19 protein-coding genes, 1 tRNA gene and 1 other RNA gene are annotated in these 19,777 nt (G+C 54.2%); 1 reads left to right on the top strand and 20 read right to left on the bottom strand.

All coding sequences use genetic code 11. The annotated features are described in order from the left end of the window. Positions 1 to 328: 328 nt before the first annotated feature. The 20 genes from tyrS to RBR60_RS13270 form a co-directional block, all read right to left on the bottom strand. Positions 329 to 1,609: a tyrosine--tRNA ligase gene (gene tyrS / locus RBR60_RS13365; protein WP_320357605.1), complete on the bottom strand. Its 1,281-nt coding sequence runs from the start codon at positions 1,607 to 1,609 to the stop codon at positions 329 to 331. Between the two features lie 109 nt (positions 1,610 to 1,718). Then, positions 1,719 to 3,281 (bottom strand): ribonuclease Y, encoded by a 1,563-nt coding sequence (gene rny / locus RBR60_RS13360; protein ID WP_320357602.1) that lies wholly within the window; start codon positions 3,279 to 3,281, stop codon positions 1,719 to 1,721. Positions 3,282 to 3,573: 292 nt separating this feature from the next. Further along, positions 3,574 to 3,754, bottom strand: a non-coding RNA gene (gene ssrS / locus RBR60_RS13355) — 6S RNA. Positions 3,755 to 3,756: 2 nt separating this feature from the next. Continuing rightward, the gene (locus RBR60_RS13350; RefSeq protein ID WP_320357600.1) at positions 3,757 to 4,068 is read right to left on the bottom strand and encodes a cell division protein ZapA; all 312 of its coding nucleotides are present in this window, start codon (positions 4,066 to 4,068) and stop codon (positions 3,757 to 3,759) included. Between the two features lie 49 nt (positions 4,069 to 4,117). Beyond that, on the bottom strand, positions 4,118 to 4,348 hold the full coding sequence (locus tag RBR60_RS13345; RefSeq protein WP_320357598.1) for a hypothetical protein: 231 nt from the start codon (positions 4,346 to 4,348) through the stop codon (positions 4,118 to 4,120). A 52-nt stretch (positions 4,349 to 4,400) separates the two neighbouring features. Continuing rightward, complete coding sequence (locus RBR60_RS13340; protein ID WP_320357596.1) at positions 4,401 to 5,159, bottom strand: NTP transferase domain-containing protein; 759 nt, start codon at positions 5,157 to 5,159, stop codon at positions 4,401 to 4,403. A 240-nt stretch (positions 5,160 to 5,399) separates the two neighbouring features. Then, positions 5,400 to 5,822 (bottom strand): F0F1 ATP synthase subunit epsilon, encoded by a 423-nt coding sequence (locus RBR60_RS13335; protein ID WP_320357594.1) that lies wholly within the window; start codon positions 5,820 to 5,822, stop codon positions 5,400 to 5,402. Positions 5,823 to 5,840: 18 nt separating this feature from the next. Then, the gene (gene atpD, locus RBR60_RS13330) at positions 5,841 to 7,256 is read right to left on the bottom strand and encodes a F0F1 ATP synthase subunit beta (RefSeq protein WP_320357592.1); all 1,416 of its coding nucleotides are present in this window, start codon (positions 7,254 to 7,256) and stop codon (positions 5,841 to 5,843) included. Positions 7,257 to 7,297: 41 nt separating this feature from the next. Continuing rightward, positions 7,298 to 8,185, bottom strand: a complete 888-nt coding sequence (atpG, locus tag RBR60_RS13325; protein ID WP_320357589.1) for an ATP synthase F1 subunit gamma — start codon at positions 8,183 to 8,185, stop codon at positions 7,298 to 7,300. Between the two features lie 48 nt (positions 8,186 to 8,233). Continuing rightward, on the bottom strand, positions 8,234 to 9,751 hold the full coding sequence (atpA, locus tag RBR60_RS13320; protein ID WP_320357587.1) for a F0F1 ATP synthase subunit alpha: 1,518 nt from the start codon (positions 9,749 to 9,751) through the stop codon (positions 8,234 to 8,236). Next, positions 9,751 to 10,302 carry an ATP synthase F1 subunit delta gene (gene atpH, locus RBR60_RS13315; protein ID WP_320357585.1) on the bottom strand — a complete coding sequence of 184 codons (552 nt, stop codon included), beginning with the start codon at positions 10,300 to 10,302 and terminating at the stop codon, positions 9,751 to 9,753. The genes atpA and atpH overlap by 1 nt, the downstream gene beginning before the upstream one ends. Next, positions 10,299 to 10,859 carry an ATP synthase F0 subunit B gene (locus RBR60_RS13310; RefSeq protein WP_320357583.1) on the bottom strand — a complete coding sequence of 187 codons (561 nt, stop codon included), beginning with the start codon at positions 10,857 to 10,859 and terminating at the stop codon, positions 10,299 to 10,301. The genes atpH and RBR60_RS13310 overlap by 4 nt, the downstream gene beginning before the upstream one ends. Before the next feature lies 1 nt (position 10,860). Further along, positions 10,861 to 11,289 carry an ATPase gene (locus RBR60_RS13305; protein ID WP_320357581.1) on the bottom strand — a complete coding sequence of 143 codons (429 nt, stop codon included), beginning with the start codon at positions 11,287 to 11,289 and terminating at the stop codon, positions 10,861 to 10,863. Positions 11,290 to 11,619: 330 nt separating this feature from the next. Then, a complete protein-coding gene (gene rodA, locus RBR60_RS13300; protein WP_320357579.1) occupies positions 11,620 to 12,723 on the bottom strand; it encodes a rod shape-determining protein RodA in 1,104 nt (367 codons plus the stop codon). 32 nt (positions 12,724 to 12,755) lie between these two features. Continuing rightward, a complete protein-coding gene (mrdA, locus tag RBR60_RS13295) occupies positions 12,756 to 14,600 on the bottom strand; it encodes a penicillin-binding protein 2 (RefSeq protein ID WP_320357578.1) in 1,845 nt (614 codons plus the stop codon). 13 nt (positions 14,601 to 14,613) lie between these two features. Next, positions 14,614 to 15,150: a hypothetical protein gene (locus RBR60_RS13290; protein WP_320357575.1), complete on the bottom strand. Its 537-nt coding sequence runs from the start codon at positions 15,148 to 15,150 to the stop codon at positions 14,614 to 14,616. 3 nt (positions 15,151 to 15,153) lie between these two features. Next, complete coding sequence (gene mreC / locus RBR60_RS13285; protein ID WP_320357573.1) at positions 15,154 to 15,999, bottom strand: rod shape-determining protein MreC; 846 nt, start codon at positions 15,997 to 15,999, stop codon at positions 15,154 to 15,156. A 4-nt stretch (positions 16,000 to 16,003) separates the two neighbouring features. After that, positions 16,004 to 17,047: a rod shape-determining protein gene (locus RBR60_RS13280; protein ID WP_320357572.1), complete on the bottom strand. Its 1,044-nt coding sequence runs from the start codon at positions 17,045 to 17,047 to the stop codon at positions 16,004 to 16,006. A gap of 528 nt (positions 17,048 to 17,575) precedes the next feature. Beyond that, a complete protein-coding gene (locus RBR60_RS13275; protein ID WP_320357570.1) occupies positions 17,576 to 18,667 on the bottom strand; it encodes a serine hydrolase domain-containing protein in 1,092 nt (363 codons plus the stop codon). After that, a complete protein-coding gene (locus RBR60_RS13270) occupies positions 18,654 to 19,613 on the bottom strand; it encodes an LD-carboxypeptidase (protein ID WP_320357568.1) in 960 nt (319 codons plus the stop codon). The genes RBR60_RS13275 and RBR60_RS13270 overlap by 14 nt, the downstream gene beginning before the upstream one ends. A gap of 62 nt (positions 19,614 to 19,675) precedes the next feature. On the opposite strand from RBR60_RS13270, the gene RBR60_RS13265 reads away from it, so the two are divergent. Further along, a tRNA-Pro gene (locus RBR60_RS13265) sits at positions 19,676 to 19,752 on the top strand. The last annotated feature ends 25 nt before the right edge of the window (positions 19,753 to 19,777 follow it).

Below are 19,777 nucleotides of genomic sequence, written 5' to 3'. Positions count from 1 at the left end.
AAGCACGCCGCCAGCGTTCATTCTGAGCCAGGATCAAACTCTCCGTTGAATCTCTGTACCGTCTCAAAAAAGAGACTTACTCAGGGGCATGTTCTTATCTTTCACTGTCCGATTTTCAAAGATCGATTTTTCGATCTGCCGCCGTAAGCAACGAGGATCAAATTACAGATTCATGCCTAACCTGTCAATGCTTTTTTTTAACATGACCCACCATTTTTTTAAATAAAAAAATCTGCAATGTTTTCAGACCCGATCAAACACCTCCCCGCATGATTCCCACCCAATTTCCCACGCGCGGAGGCGTTCATGACCTTTCATTCCAGATTGTTCAGAAAACTTCAACACGGTGATACTGTTTCTTACCCGACCGCAGCACCAGAACCCCATCCTCCAGATCCCCAGTACCCACAGCCGCATCCACAGTCACCACACGCTTTCCATTGATGTAAGCGCCACCTTGTTCAATCAGTCGGCGGGCCGCACCCTTGGAAGCACACAGAGAAACCCGGCAAAAAAGATCCACCGCAGAAATCCCCTCTGAAAACCCAGCTGCCGGAATCCGTGTACAGGGCATTCCCTCGGTATCGCCCTGCACCTGCCTGGCAATACCGCTTGAAGGGAACAATCCTTCCGGGATTTCCCTCCCTCCAAACATGGCAGAAGCTGCACGATGGGCCTGGTCCGCAGCCTCCCTGCCATGCACAATATGCGTGGCCTCAAAGGCCAACACGGCTTTCACCGCATTGAGATCCTTTCCCGTCAAATCCGAAACTGAAGCGATTTCATCCATGGGCAGAAATGTGAAAAGCTTCAGAAAACGCAACACGTCAGCATCATCCGTGTTTACCCAGAACTGGTAATAATCATAGGGAGATGTTCGGTCAGGATCCAGCCACACCGCACCTGCATGGGTCTTGCCCATCTTGATGCCTGCTGCTGTCATGATCAAGGGAAAGGTAATACCGAAAGCCGTCTTCTGCGCCTTACGCCGCACCAGTTCAACACCCGCAACAATATTTCCCCATTGGTCACTGCCCCCCATCTGCAGAAGGCAGTTATGCTTTTCCGCCAGCACATAGAAATCATAAGCCTGAAGCAACATATAATTAAATTCAATGAAGCTCAGCCCCTCTTCGGATTCCAGCCGCGCCCGGTAACTCTCCGCCTTGATCATACGGTTGACACTGAAATGACAGCCAACCTCCCGCAAAAAAGGAATATACTGCAACTCCGAAAGCCAGTCCGCATTATCCACCAGCATCGCCCTTCCTTCCGAAAAATCCAGAAAAGAAGCAAGCTGCCCACGGAGGCCCGCCTTATTCTCCGCCACCTTTTCCGGGGTCAAGAGCTGACGCATTTCCGTCTTGCCGCTGGGGTCGCCGATCATGCCCGTTCCCCCTCCCACGAGAGCTATGGGACGATGCCCGGAGCGCTGCATATGGGCAAGGGCCATCACCGTGACAAGGTGTCCTACATGGAGACTGGAGCCCGTAGGGTCAAATCCGATATAGCAATAACGTCCAGGAGTCTCCAGATAGGCCTGAAGCTCTTCCTCATGCGTTGTATTCTCGATAAATCCCCTGTCCTTCAGAATCTCCAGAACATTCATTCCCCTACCCTTTTCTTTCCATCGGTGTTTTTGGCAATGTACGAACCGGGCACCCCACGATCAGGCAGCGCCCGTCGCTTTCACCCCCTACAGACTCCAAGACCAAGAACTACTTATTGGCATAATCCACAGCCCGGGTTTCCCGGATTACCGTGACCCGAATCTGACCCGGAAAAGTCAGGTTCTCTTCAATTTTCCGTGCAATATCCCTGCTCAGCAAAACGGATTCCTCATCGGAAATCTTGTCGCTTTCCACAATCACCCGTAACTCTCTGCCCGCCTGGATGGCGTAGGAATTGGCCACACCACCAAAGGAGCAGGCGATTTTCTCAAGATCTTCAAGCCGCTTGACATAATTTTCGAGAAGCTCCTTGCGGGCTCCGGGACGCGCTCCGGAAAGACTGTCCGCAGCCTGAACAAGCAGATCATATACAGACTCAGGCGGCACATCCTCATGATGGGCTGCAATCGCCTGCACCACCTTGGGAGCTTCTCCAAATTTTTTGGCCAGCTTGGAACCGATGAGGGCGTGGGGCCCCTCAACTTCATGGTCCACAGCCTTACCAAGATCATGTAAAAGCCCCATGCGTTTGGCCAGTTTTACATTCAGACCCAGCTCGGCAGCCATGATCCCGCAGAGGAAACCCACTTCCACGGAGTGCTGCAACACATTCTGGGCATAGCTGGTCCGAAACTTAAGCCGCCCCAGCACCTTGATCAACTCCGGATGGATACCATGAACCCCCAGATCAAAGGCGGCCTGCTCGCCCGCTTCCTTAATGGTCTGCTCGACTTCCTCTTCAACGGTTTTCACCACATCTTCAATGCGTGCGGGGTGGATACGACCATCCGCAATGAGCTTGGTCAGTGCCAGACGCGCAACTTCTCTTCTGACAGGGTTAAACCCTGAAAGAATTACAGCCTCGGGCGTATCGTCAATAATAAGATCTATTCCAGTCGCCGCTTCAAGCGCACGGATATTGCGCCCCTCCCTGCCGATAATGCGTCCTTTCATTTCATCACTGGGAAGTGGAACCACAGAAACCGTTCTCTCGGCAACAAAATCGCCGGAAAAACGCTGGATGGCTGTGGCCAGGATTCTTTTGGCCTCTTTGTCCGCCTCTTCCTGGGCTTCGGTCATGATCCGCTTGACCAACTTGGCCCCCTCATAGCGGGCATCGTTTTCCATGGAACGGATAAGAATCTCCTTGGCCTGCTCACTGGTGAGACCGGAAATCTTCTCAAGTTCAGCATGTTGTTTTTCAATCAATGCGTCAAGCTCAGCCGCGCGCCCACCTAGACTTTCCTCCTTGTCCAGAAGTCTTTGCTCCAGCTTATGCAGTTCCTGTTCCTTCTGCTCATTCTGATCATGTTTTTTTTCAAGATTTTCTTCTTTTTGAATCAGTCGCTGTTCTTGCTGCTTAAGCTCCGCACGGATTTCTGCGGTTTCTGCGTCAAACTGACTTTTCATCTTGAAAAGACGGTCTTTGGCTTCAACTTCCGCCTCTTTCAGAAGACTCTCCGAACGGCGCCGGGCATCTTCAAGCAACCGGCTGGCCTCACTCCTTGCTGCACTCTCGTTCTGGGCATCCATTTGCTGTCGGACCCAGTAGGCAAGACCAAAACCCGCCGCAAAAGCCAGCAGGCCTATCAAAAAACCATATCCTGTCATTCCCCGATCTCCCCATTCAAAAACACCGCATCACCCCCATCGTTTGTCCTCAGACACCTTCCTGTGGACGCCGCAGGGTCTCCATATCTGATTTGCTGACCTGAAAATGCGTCATTGCGTAAGCCAAAGCTTCCACAGCAGGACAAGCCTCGAATTTGTCCATGCCCTGCTGGTCTGGGCCCAAGAAGACACTTTACGCAACCTGCGCATCTAGCAACAGCTTTTCACAAACAAGAATGTAAGGAGAAAAAAGGAGGGAAGAAAAACGAAAGGATGGGGATGGCAGATCAAGCATGCCCCCGCACATGCCGTGTTGGAAAAACCTTTGAACCGTGCGGTTCAAGTGGGTGCCTTGTGACGCCTTCAGGCTTTTCTGTGTGAATCCAGAACATGCACACCGGCGTCAGAGTAGGCCCCCTTTTTATACAACATTGGGTCAAAGGGCATATCAATCACGAACACAGCAGGGGCTTTTTTATTTTTCTGCAATGGGAGGAAGGATTGCCGCCTCCAGAGACAAGAGCAGGGTATCGGATCTTTTTTTCAAGGTAGACACCGTTTCCGCATGCTCTCGTTTCAGATTAAAATACGCATTGGCAATATTCATGGTTGCCAGCAGCAACTTTGCCGTTTTGGTGACAGTTTTTGCCTGAGCCCCCAGCTCCTTTTCCACCCGGGCAAGCTCAGCCATCAGAAAATCGGCGACCTCATGCGCATCGGCAACGCCTGCCTCCGCCTTAAACTTGTACACCTCGCCAAACATGTGAATTGTTACGATGGTATCCAAGGCTCACTATATGCAGACCATTAGGGTTATGCTTGATTTACCTGCGCGTTCAATATGCATCAAGTCGTTCCAGGAGAGCGTCTATCTTCTTCTGCATGAGTTCTTCTTCCTGCATCCGCTCCAGCTCGCGTGTTTCCATCTCCTCAAGCTGGGCGTCCTTTACTGCAAGCTTTTCCTGAAGGCTGTTTTTTTCTTCCTCAAGGGCTTTGCAGTGCGCAAGCAGGCGCTCCACTTTGGATTCGATTGCATCAAATTTGCTTAAAACCACATCTCTTTCCAATTTTCACCTCTTCATCCTTGGTGATCAGTATAATCATCCGTAGGAAACGAAGTCAAGGGAATTGCAGGGGGTAACCCTTATCCGCCACAATTCTGTTGGCTTCCTCCAGATTCTCCGGTGCATTAATCCCCATGACTTCCTCAGGAAACTCGGCACAGATGCACTCAACCCCACGCCCATCCATCACCGCCGCAGCCACAAGATCCGTCAAATAGTATTCTCCCTGGGCATTATCCGGCCGGATCTCGCAAATTTTTTCATCCAGAAACTTCCTATCAAAACAATAAAAGCCCGTATTGACAAGCCCAATCCGACGTTCTTCGGCGGAAGCGTCCTTTTCCTCCACAATGCCCACAACCCGTCCACTGGAATCCGAAAGGATACGCCCATACCCTTTGGGATCCGCAAGGTGCACAGCAAGCACTGTGAGCGCTGCGCCCGTATCCTTCTGGCGCTGATAAAGACGCCAGAGAGTTTCTTTCCGGACCAGAGGCGTATCCCCACACAACACCAACACCTGGCTGCAGTGAGCCGGAATTTTCCCAAGCCCGCTATGAAGTGCATGCCCGGTACCCAACTGAACTTCCTGAAGTGCAAAGGAAAGATCAAACCCCGCCAAGACAGCCTGCACTTCCGAAGCCTGATGCCCCACGACCACAACACAACTTTCAGGATTCAGATTTTTCACCGTTTCCACAACACGCACGATCATGGGAATCCCGGAAATAGGATGCAGGACCTTAGCAAGATCCGACTGCATGCGGGTCCCCTTACCCGCCGCCAGAATCACGACAGCAAGTTTTTCCTCCACAGTTTCTCCCTTCTTCCGTTTGCACTCCATGCACAGGATGCGTATGCCCGCCCCCTCATGAAGCAAAGGGGCAAACCCCATTGCTGCGGCTTGCCCCGGAATACCCGATGTGGGTAGAACAAGATCGTTTTTTCCTGTTTCTCATTTCAATCCGTATTCATCAGATTTTCTCCTGACCTATACGGGCACATCATCTTTATGCCAACACCCAAGGAACTGCCTTCTGGCAACAGATCCCGATCAGTGGCGTTCTTCACCGGATGCAAGGCGAATTCTCTGAATGGATCTTGAAAGCGCTGCCCGGGCCCGGGCAAAATCCACTTCCGCTTCCCGACTCTTTCTCTCCATCCGTTCTTTCGCCCGCTGATAGGCCGCCTCAGCGCGAGCAAGATCAATGTCCTTACGCCGTTCCGCTGCTTCCGCAAGGATTGTCACCTTATCCGGAAGCACCTCCGCAAAACCTTCCCGGATGAAAACATAGCAGGTTTTTCCGCTGCTATTCTCATACCGCAAAGCGCCCAACTTCAGCGCAGTGAGAAAGGAAGTATGGCCGGGTAAAACCCCGAACTCCCCGAGAAGTCCGGGAGCCACAACAGTCCGCACACTTTCGTCCACCACCACACGCTCGGGGGTTACAATCTCAAGCTTGATACTGGCTGCCATAAAGCCCCCTTCGTTTTTTTATTCTGCGGCCATACGCTCGGCTTTTGCAACGGCTTCCTCAATGGAACCCACCATGTAGAAAGCCTGCTCCGGCATGTCATCGTACTTGCCTTCGCATATATCGCGGAAGGAACGGATGGTATCCTCTATTTTCACGTAACAGCCGGGAATGCCGGTGAACTGCTCAGCCACATGGAAAGGCTGGGAAAGGAAACGCTGCACCTTACGGGCGCGGGCTACGGTAAGCTTATCCTCGTCAGAGAGTTCATCCACACCCAGAATGGCAATGATATCCTGAAGATCTTTATATTTCTGCAGAATCTGCTGTACCGTACGCGCCACCCGGTAATGCTCATCCCCGATGAAGTTGGGGTCAAGGATGCGGGAAGAGGAGTCGAGAGGATCCACCGCAGGATAAATGCCAAGCTCGGAAATGGCGCGGGACAGTACCACCGTACCATCCAGGTGAGCAAAGGTTGTGGCAGGGGCCGGGTCGGTAAGGTCGTCTGCGGGCACATACACGCACTGAACCGCCGTGATGGATCCCTTGTCCGTAGAGGTAATGCGCTCCTGCAGAGCGCCCATGTCCACAGCCAGGGTCGGCTGATAGCCTACGGCAGAAGGCATACGTCCCAGAAGGGCGGAAACCTCGGCACCGGCCTGGGTGAAGCGGAAAATATTGTCAATGAAGAGCAGAACGTCCTGGCCTTCCACATCCCGGAAATATTCCGCTTCAGCAAGGGCCGACAGGGCAACACGGGCACGAGCTCCGGGGGGTTCCGTCATCTGGCCATACACGAGAGAACACTTGTGCAGAACACCGGAATCCTTCATTTCGTGGTAAAGGTCATTACCCTCACGGGTACGCTCCCCTACGCCTGCAAACACGGAAATCCCCCCATGGTGCATGGCAATGTTGTTTACCATCTCCATCATGATAACAGTCTTGCCTACCCCGGCACCACCGAACATCCCCATTTTACCGCCGCGGGGAAAGGGAACAAGGAGGTCGATCACCTTGACGCCGGTTTCAAGAACACGGACGGAGGTGTCCTGGGAGGTGAAGGCAGGAGCCGGACGATGGATATCCGAAGTTTTTGACATGTCAATGGGGCCCTTGCCATCCACAGGACGGCCTACCACATTGAGAACCCGCCCCAGAGCCGCTTCACCCACAGGCATCTGGATGGGTTTTCCCGTATCCTTTACGGGCATGCCGCGCACCAGACCGTCGGTAACATCCATGGCAATGGTACGCACCACGTTGTCCCCCAGATGCTGGGCCACTTCCACAACCAGGTTGTCTTCCTCGGCATTGATGGCGGGGTTGGATATCAGAAGGGCCGTCAGAATGGAGGGCAGCTTTCCCGGCTCGAACTCCACGTCCACAACCGGTCCCATGACCTGCTTGATCTTGCCAATATTTTTACTCATCGTAATTGTCTCCGTAACATACAAAGGTATCAAATCCAGGATTATCCGCGAAGGGCCTCAGCACCACCCACAATGTCCATCAGGTCATTGGTGATCGCTGCCTGACGGGCCTTGTTGAATGTCCTGTTCAGATCCTTGATCATGTCATTGCAGGCGCGGGTTGCGTTGTCCATGGCCACCATGCGTGCCGCATGTTCACTGGTGGACGTTTCCAGAAGAGCTCGGTAAATCTGGATATGGACATTCCGGGGAAGCATGGCATTGAGCAATGCCTCGGGCGAAGGTTCACAGATATGCTCTGGAATATAGGTTTCTTTTTCATCTTCAGCCACTTCCGCCGTTTCAAGGGCAGGAATGGGAAGAAGCTGATGCACAGCAGGCACCTGACGGCTCATGGTCAGGAATTCCGGATAAAGGATATGCACCTCATCATAGGAGCCTTCCAGAAAGTCCGCAATCAGCTTCTGGCCTGCGGCGGAAGCCACTCCGAAGCTGAAGCTCGCTCCCACAATCCCCAGATGGGCATCCTTAAGGTCGCCACCGCTCTTCCGAACCCAGTCTCGGCCCTTTTTCCCAAAAGCCGTGAAAGAGACCTCAACACCCTCTGCAAGCCCTTTCATCCAGCGCTCCGCAGCTTCAACGATATTGTTGTTGAAACCACCGCAAAGGCCTCTATCCGACGTACACAGGACAAGATGAACCTTTCTCACCTCTTCCCTGGGAACCAGAAGAGGGCTTGCACCTTCTCCGGCCCTTCCTGCAAGACTTCCCAGCACTTCTCCGTATTTCAGCGCATAGGGGCGGAAAGCGCTCATCCGCCGCTGCGTGCTCCGGAGCCGGGAAGCCGCGACCATGTTCATGGCCTTGGTGATCTGCTTGGTCTTTTTGACCCCGGAGATCTTTGTTTTGACTTCCTTTAGCGTTGCCATGAAATCACCTTAATTAGAGTCAGTGTTTGCTGATGGGAAGGCCAGGTCTTACTTGATGGTATCCTGGAATTCGTCGCCATAGACCTTGAGGGCCTCATTCAGCTTTGCCTCTGCCTCTTCAGAAAGCTTCTTTTCTTCGGCAATACGCTTCAACACATCCGCATAACGCGCTTCCAGGAAGGCATGCAGACCGGCTTCGTACTTGGCCACCATATTGACAGGGTATTTGTCAATATAGCCCTTGGTTCCGGCATAAATGATGGCAACCTGATTCTCAAGCTTCAGGGGTTTGAACTGAGGCTGCTTCAGAACTTCCACCAGACGGGCACCACGGGTCAGCTGACGCTGGGTGGCGGCATCCAGATCCGATCCAAAGGCGGCAAAGGCCTCCAGTTCACGGTACTGGGCCAGATCCAGACGCAGGGTGCCTGCAACTTGCTTCATGGCCTTGTCCTGGGCGGATCCCCCGACCCTCGAAACGGAAATCCCCACGTTTACCGCAGGCCGCACACCGGAGAAGAAAAGTCTCGGTTCCAGATAGATCTGACCGTCAGTGATGGAGATTACGTTGGTGGGAATGAAGGCAGCAACGTCACCCTGCTGGGTTTCCACGATGGGAAGGGCCGTAAGGGAGCCAGCACCCAGTTCATCGGAAAGCTTGGCTGCACGTTCCAGAAGACGGGAGTGGTTGTAGAAAACGTCACCGGGGAAGGCTTCACGTCCTGGCGGACGGCGCAGCAGGAGGGATACCTGGCGATAGGCGGCCGCCTGCTTGGAAAGGTCATCATAAATGATGAGAGCATGCTCACCCTTATCCCGGAAATACTCGCCCATGGCGCATCCTGAATAGGGTGCAAGGTACTGAAGGGCCGCAGGATCAGAAGCGCAGGCGGAAACCACGGTGGTGTACTCCATGGCACCGTTTTCTTCCAGAACCGCAACCACCTGGGCCACTGTGGACTGTTTCTGTCCGCAGGCCACATAAATGCACTTCACGCCGCTGTTCTTCTGGTTGATGATAGCATCAATGGCTACGGCGGTCTTGCCGATCTGGCGGTCGCCAATGATCAGTTCGCGCTGGCCCCGGCCAATGGGAATCATGGCGTCAATGGCCTTGAGGCCTGTGTACATGGGCTCGTGAACACTTTTTCTGTCCACAACGCCAGGCGCCACCACTTCAAGACGCCGGGACTCCGTACTCTTGATGGGCCCCTTGCCATCCAAGGGCTGCCCCAGAGTGTCCACAACACGGCCCAGAAGCGCCTCACCCACGGGAACTTCCGCAATGCGACCCGTACGCTTGACCACATCCCCTTCTTTGATGCCCGTATCCGGACCCATGAGGGCGATCCCCACGTTGTCCTCTTCCAGGTTCAGCGCAAGGCCGAATACGTCGCCGGGGAATTCAATCAATTCGAGGGCCATCGCTTTTTCAAGGCCATACACACGTGAGATTCCGTCGCCAACAGACAGGACAACACCGGTTTCGCTGAGCTGAACGCTCTTGTCGAAATCCTTGATTTGCTCCTGGATGATCTGGCTGATTTCTTCCGCTTTGATTTCCATCAGATACCTTCACCCCTTTTAAAAGATTCTCTCAGATTCCGTAACTGGGTTCTGATACTACCGTCATAGACCAGATCCCCGACCTTGGTGACAATGCCACCGATAATCCGGGGATCCTCATCCACAGCAAGGACCACATCCCGGTTTGTCATTCGAACGAGGGCTGCGCGAATCCCTTCCACAGCCGCATCCCCCAGAGCCACAGCCGATGTGATCTGCGCCCGGGCAATGTTCTGAAACGCATCGGCCAGTTGCTGGTAGGAACGCTCCACGTCCTTCAGCCTCTCCACCCGCCCCTTATCAAAAAGCAACAGCAGAAAGGACTGCATGACCCTGGAAAGGTCCAGCTTCTGCACCACAGTTTCCAGAATCTGACGCCGTGCAGCACGGGCATAGAGGGGATTAGACAGAATTTGCCGCAGATTGTCATTTTCCTGGAAAACAGAACAGACACTTTCCAGCTCCCGCCGGTATGTATCCATCTGACCATCTTCTTTTCCAATCAGAAGCAAGGCTTTGGCGTATCGCCTTGCCAGTGCAAGATTCTTCACGATGCCACCACCTTTTTAAGATATTCTTCCGTCAGTCGCTCGTGGTCTTCAGGTCCGATTTTTTCCTGAATCAGCGCCTCGGCGCGTACCAGGGCCGTTTCCATGACCTCCGCCTGAAGACGGGCGCGGGCTCTGGCAAACTCATGCTCAATATTCCGCTGGGCCTGTTCCCGCATCTTGGCCGCAGAGGCTTCGGCTTCGGCAAGGATGCGCCCCTTGGCTGCCTCGCCCTGTTTGCGGTACTCTGCCAGAATGGTTTTGGCTTCCGCATCCATGGCTTCAAGCTGACGACGATATTCGGCCAGCTCTTTTTCAGCAGCAAGTTTCTGCTGTTCCAGATCCGCCAGTTGCTGTTCAATGCCCTCTATACGGCCATTCAGAAATCTTGCAACCGGCTTTCTTAAAGCAAAATACAAAAGAACCACAAGAACCGTAAAGTTCATCACTTTATAGGTGTCAATGCGGCTCCAGGTACTTTCTCCGTCACCCGCCGCAAGGGCCAGGCCCGTGCTCAGCAGAAAAACCAGGGACGTGAGAAAAAGCTTCTTTGCCTTCATATCAGATAGCCCTCCCGAGAATCTTTTCTGCAATGGCAGAGGCAAAGGCATCCACCTGGGCGGTCAGCACCTTCCGGGCATCCTCGGCTTCCGCAGCGATACGCACACGAAAGGCCTCAAGATCCTTCTGAATACCTTCCTGGATTTCAGCGATACGCTTCTTCTCCTCTGCGCTGACGCTTTCAATCACAGCATTTTTTTCCTTGACCCCACTGCTTCGGGCTTCCTTGATCCCGGCCTTCACGGCCTCAAGGCAGGCGTTCCCATCGGCCCGCATCTTCGAAATCGCCGTTTCAAGTCCTTCGACCGTCTCCCTGCGCTTTCCCAGAATCCGTCGTATGGGTTTGTACAGCACCGCGTTCAGCACAACGATCAGCACAACAAAGTTGAGGATCTGAATCCCTAGGGATCCGTCCACGCCGATGTCCATAAATGCCCTCCAGAGTTCGTGCGTTCCAGACCTTTTTTGCGTACCTGTGCCTTCACCGAACTGACATGCGGCTTACCGAACATCCGTCGAATACGCACAGACCTAACCTTAATCGGGGCTAACTAGCACTGAAACAGGAAAATTGTCAAAGTGTTTTTCAAAATTTCCTGATATTTTAAGCATATTCTTTCATTTATCCTCCTTATTTTAAAAAATAACCCCCTCTTTTTTCATCTGAAAAAAGCATCATGGCAACAAAAAAAACCTTTATACCCAAAGCAGAAAAGACACGGAGCACCTTCCATGAGAAAATCCGCCTCCCCCCTTTTTCTAATCCACAATAAACCTGCGCATGCTGATATTGAGCAGAATCCCCACCCCAAGGAACATGGTCACCACAGACGAGCCCCCATAACTCACCATGGGCAAGGGCACTCCCACCACGGGCAAAAGCCCCATCACCATCCCCATATTGATAAAGATATGCCAGAAATTCATGACTGTAATACCGACAGCCAGAAAAGTCCCGAACGCATCCCTGCACCGATAGGCCACATTCAGGCTCCAGGCGAGGAACAGGAGATAGAGAAACAGCAGGACCGCACACCCCACAAAACCCCATTCCTCCGCCAGAACGGATAAAATAAAATCCGTATGCTGCTCCGGAAGAAAATCCAGAGCATTCTGCGTGCCTCCGAGGAATCCCTTGCCAAAAAGCTGACCGGATCCAATGGCAATCTTGGACTGAATAATGTGGTATCCCGTACCCAGAGGATCTCTCCCGGGATCAAGGAAGGTCAGAATTCTCTGTTTCTGATATTCCTTCAGAAAAAACCAGATCATGGGAACACAGGCAAGGCCTGCCCCCATGAGCGTCAGAAAGGTATGGCGCTTTAGCCCCACAAAAAGCGTAAGACTCCCTCCAATGATAAACAGCAGAATGGCCGTTCCCAGATCCGGTTGCTGCACGATCAGGATAAAGGGAAAAAGAACCAGAAGAAAGGGCTGTACAAGATCCCGGATCCTGAGGCCTTCTCCCGTGAAGGTCTTAGCAAAATACCGGGCAAGAATGATGCACAGGGCAATCTTCATTAATTCCGAGGGCTGTATGGAAATGGGCCCCAGGACCAGCCAACGCCTCGCCCCCCCGCCATAGCGACCAAAAACCATCACCCCGACAAGAAGCAGAAGGCCTCCGGCATAGATAAAAACCCCCCACTGATCCAAGCGTTTGTAACTGAAAAGAAGGGAAAAAAGCATCACCCCGCCCCCGATGGCAAACCAGAAAAGCTGCCTTACCAGAAGCCCATCATGATTCACACTCCCCCCCGCATGCACAGCGCTATAAAGCACCACACTGCCCACGCATCCCAAAAGCAGGGTGAGAGCCAGCAGGCCCCAATCAAAATGCGTGATCAATCTCCGATCAAACATGTTCTATTCTTTCCCATGAGGAAGGCTTAGGTTCATGGTCCCGTTTCATCGGCTTTTTTCCCGGATTTCAGATAAGAACGGATCACCTCCGCTGCAATGGGGGCTGCCACAGCAGACCCGGCCTCACCATGCTCTACGATCACCGCCACCGCAATCTTCGGATCCCGATAGGGAGCAAAGGCCACAAACCAGGCATGGGGTTCAAAACCCGGTCTGGATGAAGACTCCTCATCCTCACTTTTGCGGCTGAGAACCTGGGCCGTTCCCGTTTTTCCAGCGATATCCAGTTCCGGGTCCCGGATACGTCGGGCCGTCCCTGTCGGACGATTCACCACATTCCAGAGCCCTTCCCGAATCAGCTCAAGGTTTTCCGGCGTTACGGGAAGACGCCCCGTGACCTCCGGAGCAAATCGCTTCACAAGGTTTCCGCCCGCCTCCCGGATTTCATGCACCACCTGGGGGCGGTAAAGCGTACCCCCATTCCCCACGGCCGCCATCATCACCGCGGCCTGCATGCAGGTGGCCAGATTATACCCCTGTCCGATAACCACGGAAAGGGTTTCTCCTCCCTGCCAGGGAATCCCCAGCCTTCGGCGCTTCCAGCCCGCCGTGGGCACCAGCCCGGCTTCTTCATGATCCAGATCCACACCTGTTCTCCGGCCAAAACCCGCAGCCCGAGCATACCAAGCCAGACGATCCACCCCCAGCCGCTGCCCTACCTGATAGAAATACACGTCACAGGAATGTTCCAAAGCTTCCACGAGGTTCAGGCTGCCATGCCCTGTTCTTTTCCAGCACCGGAAATTCCGATCCCCATAGGCATGGGAACCTGAGCAGAAAAAACGGGTGCCAGAATCCACCACCCCCTCCTCCAGCGCCGCCATGGCGGAAATGATCTTATACGTGGAGGCCGGCGGATAGGCTCCCTGGATTACCTTATTTTCCATGGGCCTGTGCCGATTTTCCACAAGCTTCCGCCACTCCTCGGTCCCAATCCCCTTTGCAAAAAGATTCTGATCAAAGGAGGGACTCGACACCATGGCCAGCACCTGACCGTTCTGGGGATCCATGGCCACCACAGCACCCACCCGGCCTTCCATCAGAGCCTCGGTCCGGGCCTGAAGGTCCTGATCCATGGCCAGGTACAAACTGGCACCGGGCTTTGCGGGCACGGTCTGCAGAATTCTCACCACCTGCCCCCGGGCGTTGACTTCCACCTGACGCCCCCCCCGCTCTCCCCGCAGGATGGTGTCATAAACCCTTTCCACCCCCGTCTTTCCCAGAAAATCTCCCCCGCGCAGATCAGCGTTTTCAGGTCTTTGCAATTCCTGGGCATTCACCTCCCCAAGATAGCCGATGAGATGAGCCGCAAGCCCGGGATACATGTACTGACGCCGGGGTTTGGCATCAATTCGGACACCGGGAAGGTCGTAGCGCCTGGCGCTGAGTATCCCCACCACATCCCTCTCCAGATCCTGGCGCAGCAGAACCGCGCGGTACCCAGGCCCCCGGTTCCTCTCAAGCCTCTCCTCAAAATCAGAAACCGGAATACCGGAAAGCTCAGAAAGGCGCGCCAGCACCTCAGCCATGGGACGAGCGTCACCGGGAACAATCTGGAGGTCATAGGCTGGCCGGTTATCCACAAGAAGACGCGCATTCCGGTCATAGATCAATCCACGATGGGGAGGGATACTCTGCAGGCGGATGCAGTTGTTTTCCGAAAGCCTGGCGTACTCATCGCCCTGCAGGATCTGAAGATAAAAAAGGCGAGTCAGGAGGATGAGAAAAAAAAAGGCAGCAAATCCAAACAAGAACATCAGGCGACGGCGGTAGCCATCATTTTCGGAATTTCTCAGATAATCAGACCCCGGTGCCATTTTTCTCCCTTTCTTATCTCCGCACGGACAGGGATACGGAAGGAAAATGACTGCGGTCGGATCGTCCCGGACCTTTTTTCCGCACAAAAATCAGGTGCAGCCTGCGGAAAAAAAACAACAGCAGGGGGCAGAAGAACAGGGCTGTCGCCATCTGAGACAGCAGAAAACGGATCCCCATGAACCAGGTTTCTTGTCCGTGGGACCCGAAAGCCAGCACAAGGAAGGTAAAAAAATTTTCAAGAACAAGACCCGCAAGAACGGCAAGCAGGGGAAAAAGGGGGCTTGTGGTCCGCAGAAACCCCCCCAGCCAGCGAACCATGCAGAACACCCAAAGAAAGGTGAAAAGAAACACTCCCACGGGTGTGCCCGAAAGGCCATCCAGAAGCAGCCCCGCAACCAGGGCAAGGCCGAGACCGGGCACAAGATCCGCATCCAGCCCCAGATAGACCACATACACCAGGATGGGATTGCATACGGGGTAACCCGCAAAAAAAATCGTCATCAGGAGGAGAAGGCCAGAGATCAGCAGACCATGAAAAACCACGCCCATGCCTCAGAAATCTCCTTCGGATGCATCCCTCAGATCATTGTCAAAGGATAAAAGAATCAGGACTTCTTCTATCCGCTCAAAATCCACAAAAGGCCGGACACGGACATCCTGAAAAATTCCCTCATGACCCCGCACCACGCCCTCCACTTCACCGATGCGCAAGCCCTTGGGATAGATGCGGTCCAGCCCGGAGCTGACCACCACGTCCCCTTCAGCAATGTCGTAGCGCCTCAAGGCATAGGAAAAGGAGCAGAAGGAAGCCCCCATGCCATTGACAACCCCGCGGGCCCGGGTACGCTGCACCAGGGCATCCACACCGCTCATGCGGTCTGTGATCAGAAGCACTTTGGCATAGCGCCCCGTGACCTCCACAACCTGCCCCACAATGCCTTCAGGAACCACCACAGGCAAGCCCACGCGCACTCCATCCCGTTCGCCCCGGTTCACGATAAAGGTTTTGAACCAGGGAGAAGGATCCTTCCCGACAATTTCAGCCGCCAGAACCTCACTGGCCTCCTCTTCCCGGAAATTGAGAAAGGTGCGCAGACGTTCATTGGCTATGGCGAGCTCCAGAAAATAGTTTTCCTTTTCCCGGGCAAGCCCCAAGGCCCGGCGCAGCTCCACATTCTCCCGGGCCTGACGCACACAATCAAAATACACACGCCACACAGAGCCCAGGGCCTGTACAGCCCTGGTCGCCCCTTCCTGCAGAGGACCCACAAAAAAAAGGGACAGACCTCCTGTCCCGGAAATGCCACGGGAATGCCGCCCGCTCAACCCCAGAGAAACAAAGGTGACGGCCAGAAGAATAAAAAAAACGCATACCAAAAAAAATTTACGGGAGAACATGATATCAGGTAATCATGACCTGACGGAGAATCTCAATGCTGTCCAGAGAGCGCCCCGCCCCCTGGGCCACCGTTGACAAGGGATCCTCTGTCACAGTAATGGGCAGCCCGCATTTTTCCCGAAGCAGCTTATCAAGATTTTTCAGCAAAGCTCCCCCGCCGGTCAGCACAATGCCCCGATCCACAATATCTGCGGCAAGCTCAGGCGGCGTACGTTCCAGGGCGATTTTCACGGTTTCCACAATGGCTTCGATCTGCTCAGAAATGGCCACACGGACTTCCTCGGAATCAATGGCCAGAATTTTGGGAATGCCGGAGACCAGATCCCGGCCTTTCACTTCCAGGGTTTCGAGATTATCAGGGTCCGGATAGGCATTACCAATGGTGGTCTTGATGATTTCGGAGGTTCGCTCGCCGATGAGCAGATTGTATTTCCGTTTGATGTACTGCATGATGGCTTCGTCCATCTTATCCCCAGCCACCCGCAGCGACCGGCTGTAGACAATGCCTGCAAGGGAAATCACCGCAACCTCCGTGGTACCCCCTCCGATATCCACAACCATGTTACAGGTCGGTTCTGTGATGGGAAGCCCCGCGCCGATGGCTGCGGCCATGGGTTCTTCAATGAGGAAAACTTCCCTGGCCCCTGCGGATTCCGCGGACTCCCGAACGGCTCGTTTCTCCACCGGCGTGATACCCGAAGGTACGGCAATGATGATCCTTGGCCGGACAAAGGTTCTTCGATTGTGTACCTTGTGGATGAAATGCCGCAGCATGGCTTCGGTCACTTCAAAGTCCGCAATCACCCCATCCCGCATGGGACGAATGGCGACAATATTGCCAGGGGTACGGCCCAACATGTTCTTGGCTTCCTGCCCTACGGCCAGCACCCGGTTCTTATGGCGATTATCCGTACGAACCGCCACCACGGATGGCTCGCTGAGCACAATGCCCTTGCCCTTGACATAAACCAGCGTATTGGCCGTACCCAGGTCAATGGCCAGATCACTGGAAAAAACACCCAAGATGGAATCCAGAAAAAGATTCATCACTCCTCTTTTCTACATAAGAAAATGGCTTTTGATTCCCGGCAGGCTAGAGAGTAAGGCCTGCAAAAAAAACCTCTGCTGGTCAGAGCCGGTGGGGGGCATACTGTGCGGAACAGGACGGGAGACGTATGCGGCAGTTGAACAAAAACCGTCTTTTGCCCGCGCTTTCTCATGTCTGTGCAAAAGGCCCGGAGCATACCTCCTGAACACCACGTTCCAGAAAAAGACAGCAAACTCCGTGGATGGCAGGACAATTTCCCAGGCCCAGCTCCTTGCAAGACCCTCTTTTCCCTCAGACCCCAAAGACCCTTTAAAAAAACACCATCGGGAGAGGTTCCAATCAGGCCTTACTCTAGAGAACGGACAAACACCCTGGTTTTCGGTCAGTCACACAATAAAAAAACACAAGAAAACAAGGCTGCCCACCCTCCGGAAACAAAATACCGGACAATGTGGACACTCAAGATACCCTCACCCCCGTGGATATCCACCTTGATCCGTGCTTTCGCTACCAAAAAAAACTTCTGTTTACAAGCAAAATTCTCCCTTCTCACCCCAGCCCAGGGCCTCCATCACCCCATCATGGAAGCGGGGCCTGAAGGAACGAATTTTCCAGTGTTCATCACCATAATGCACACGATTGGTCAAAAGTACCACCACAATCTTCCTTTCCATGTCCATCCACAGGGAGCTTCCCGTAAATCCCAGATGCCCTGCGGTCTTTCTGGAAAAAAATCTGCCGCAGGACGGCTGGGGCCCCGAAGGCCGATCAAAGCCCAAGGGACGTTTTCCGTCTCCCGGCCACTGGAGAAAACGCCGCAACACCCCTGGATGCCGCCAGGAGCTGTCTCCATGCCAGGCCTCCACCAGAGCCATGCCCACCTTGCCCACCGCAGCCGCCGTACCAAAAAGCCCTGCATGCCCGTCCACCCCCCCCATGGCTGCGGCATTCTCATCATGCACCTCACCCTTCAGCCTGCGGTGACGCACAGGACTCACTCCTGTGGCCGCAAAATCGCCCTCCCCTCCTGAAAGAATCCCAGCTTCCGGAAAAAAAAGATTCATCTCTGCCCCCTGAGGCAAGGCTGATCTGACCGCCTGAGCAAAGGCTCTTCCCCCTGCCCTTTCCACCACCGTTTTCAACAGCATAAACCCCAGATCGCTGTAGAGGGTCCGTTCTCCCGGTATGCTCTCCAAGGAAAGGGCCCGAAGAAGCCCAAGACGATATACCTCGCGATCCTTCTCCGCAACAGGCCCCAAATCCCGGTAAAAAGGCCTGTGCGCGGGCAAACCCGAAGTATGCTGCAGCAGGTGAAAAAGACAGATCTCCTCCCGCAACCCACCATCCCGCCACTCCGGGAGCCACAGCCAAAGCCGGTCTTCCAGAGTGAGGGCTTTTTTTTCCACAAGCGCCATGAGGGCAAGGGTGGTTCCCAGCGCTTTGGTCAGAGAAGCAAGATCAAAAAAGGTATCATGCCCCACCTTCTTTTTTGGGGAAAAACCCGCATTCCCCGAGACCCCGGACCAGACACAACGCCCTTCCACACCAAGCCAGGCGGAAGCGCCGGGAAAGACCTTTTCCCGGACACCGGCTTCCAGCAACACATCAAGGGCAGGCATGATTCCACTCCCATCTCAGAAGTCCGGCTTCCGCATCGAGAAAACCCTCCGCCCCCCAGAGAAGCGGCTGGTGGGTCTCTCCATGGCCCAGGGGCAGGCCCCAGGCCACCGGAAGTCCGGGCGGAACATGGGCAAGGATGCGGGCATAGAGAGTATCCGTATTGCCGCACCCGGTAAACGATCCGAGGATGAGGCCCGCAATTTCATCCATCACCCCGGCCATGGACAGATGACAGAGCATGCGATCAATGCGATAGCCCGCCTCGTTCACATCCTCAAGAAAAAGTAGAGAACCCGAAAAATCCGGACACCAGGGGGTTCCCAGGAGGTGGGAGAGCATGGTCAGGTTTCCGCCACAGAGCCACCCCCTGGCCTGTCCTTCCCGTAACATCCCCGCAAAAGGCATGGCAAGGGAGCCCTTACCATCCCATCCAAAGGCCCCAAAGGCCGCAGCCCTGTCCGGCTCAGGCAAGCGTCCCAGCTGGGTCAGCACAGGACCATGGAAACCCGCCATGCCACAATCTCCCCAGAGAAAGGACAAAAGGGCCGTCGCATCACTGAAACCCATGAGCCTCTTAGGAAAAGGAGCAATGCGCCGGGCCTCCAGATGGGAAAAAAGACGGGTGCAGCCATACCCTCCCCTGGCCATCCAGAGACCATCCACCGAAGGATCCTCAAAAAAATCCATCAGTGTTTCTGCCCGCAGGATATCCGGACCCGCAAAACCAAGATCATCCCGCAGATAGACCTGATCTGCCACCTTCACATCATACCCGCGCCGCCGAACCTCCTCCAGTCCCGCTTCGAGGGCGCTGATATCCGGTGCACCCGCCGGTGCCACCACGCCAATGCAGGCTCCGGGAAAAAGGGGCGGCGGAAGAGCCCGCAGGTGGGATGAAGGACGTCTTCCTCCGAGCCTCTGCATTTTTTTTTCAAGGCCTGACATTTTTTCCATCCTTTTGCTTGACACCACCAAGGCCTGGTGGTAGACAAGCTCTCGTTTTGTGTCGGGGCGTAGCGCAGCCTGGTAGCGCACTAGCATGGGGTGCTAGGGGTCGGAGGTTCAAATCCTCTCGCCCCGACCAAACAGATCCAACAAGAGAAGGCCGA

It is taken from the genome of Desulfobotulus sp., assembly GCF_034006065.1.
GTDB lineage: Bacteria > Desulfobacterota > Desulfobacteria > Desulfobacterales > ASO4-4 > Desulfobotulus.
This window is presented reverse-complemented; position numbering and strand designations above follow the sequence as displayed.

What these genes read in the sequence shown, in the direction of transcription:
- tyrS (WP_320357605.1), bottom strand. Translation starts at nt 1,609, where the DNA reads ATGAATGTTCTGGAGATTCTGAAGGACAGGGGATTTATCGAGAATACA.
- rny (WP_320357602.1), bottom strand. Translation starts at nt 3,281, where the DNA reads ATGACAGGATATGGTTTTTTGATAGGCCTGCTGGCTTTTGCGGCGGGT.
- RBR60_RS13335 (WP_320357594.1), bottom strand. Translation starts at nt 5,822, where the DNA reads ATGGCAGCCAGTATCAAGCTTGAGATTGTAACCCCCGAGCGTGTGGTG.
- atpD (WP_320357592.1), bottom strand. Translation starts at nt 7,256, where the DNA reads ATGAGTAAAAATATTGGCAAGATCAAGCAGGTCATGGGACCGGTTGTG.
- atpG (WP_320357589.1), bottom strand. Translation starts at nt 8,185, where the DNA reads ATGGCAACGCTAAAGGAAGTCAAAACAAAGATCTCCGGGGTCAAAAAG.
- atpA (WP_320357587.1), bottom strand. Translation starts at nt 9,751, where the DNA reads ATGGAAATCAAAGCGGAAGAAATCAGCCAGATCATCCAGGAGCAAATC.
- RBR60_RS13310 (WP_320357583.1), bottom strand. Translation starts at nt 10,859, where the DNA reads ATGAAGGCAAAGAAGCTTTTTCTCACGTCCCTGGTTTTTCTGCTGAGC.
- RBR60_RS13305 (WP_320357581.1), bottom strand. Translation starts at nt 11,289, where the DNA reads ATGGACATCGGCGTGGACGGATCCCTAGGGATTCAGATCCTCAACTTT.
- rodA (WP_320357579.1), bottom strand. Translation starts at nt 12,723, where the DNA reads ATGTTTGATCGGAGATTGATCACGCATTTTGATTGGGGCCTGCTGGCT.
- mrdA (WP_320357578.1), bottom strand. Translation starts at nt 14,600, where the DNA reads ATGGCACCGGGGTCTGATTATCTGAGAAATTCCGAAAATGATGGCTAC.
- RBR60_RS13290 (WP_320357575.1), bottom strand. Translation starts at nt 15,150, where the DNA reads ATGGGCGTGGTTTTTCATGGTCTGCTGATCTCTGGCCTTCTCCTCCTG.
- mreC (WP_320357573.1), bottom strand. Translation starts at nt 15,999, where the DNA reads ATGTTCTCCCGTAAATTTTTTTTGGTATGCGTTTTTTTTATTCTTCTG.
- RBR60_RS13280 (WP_320357572.1), bottom strand. Translation starts at nt 17,047, where the DNA reads ATGAATCTTTTTCTGGATTCCATCTTGGGTGTTTTTTCCAGTGATCTG.
- RBR60_RS13275 (WP_320357570.1), bottom strand. Translation starts at nt 18,667, where the DNA reads ATGCCTGCCCTTGATGTGTTGCTGGAAGCCGGTGTCCGGGAAAAGGTC.
- RBR60_RS13270 (WP_320357568.1), bottom strand. Translation starts at nt 19,613, where the DNA reads ATGTCAGGCCTTGAAAAAAAAATGCAGAGGCTCGGAGGAAGACGTCCT.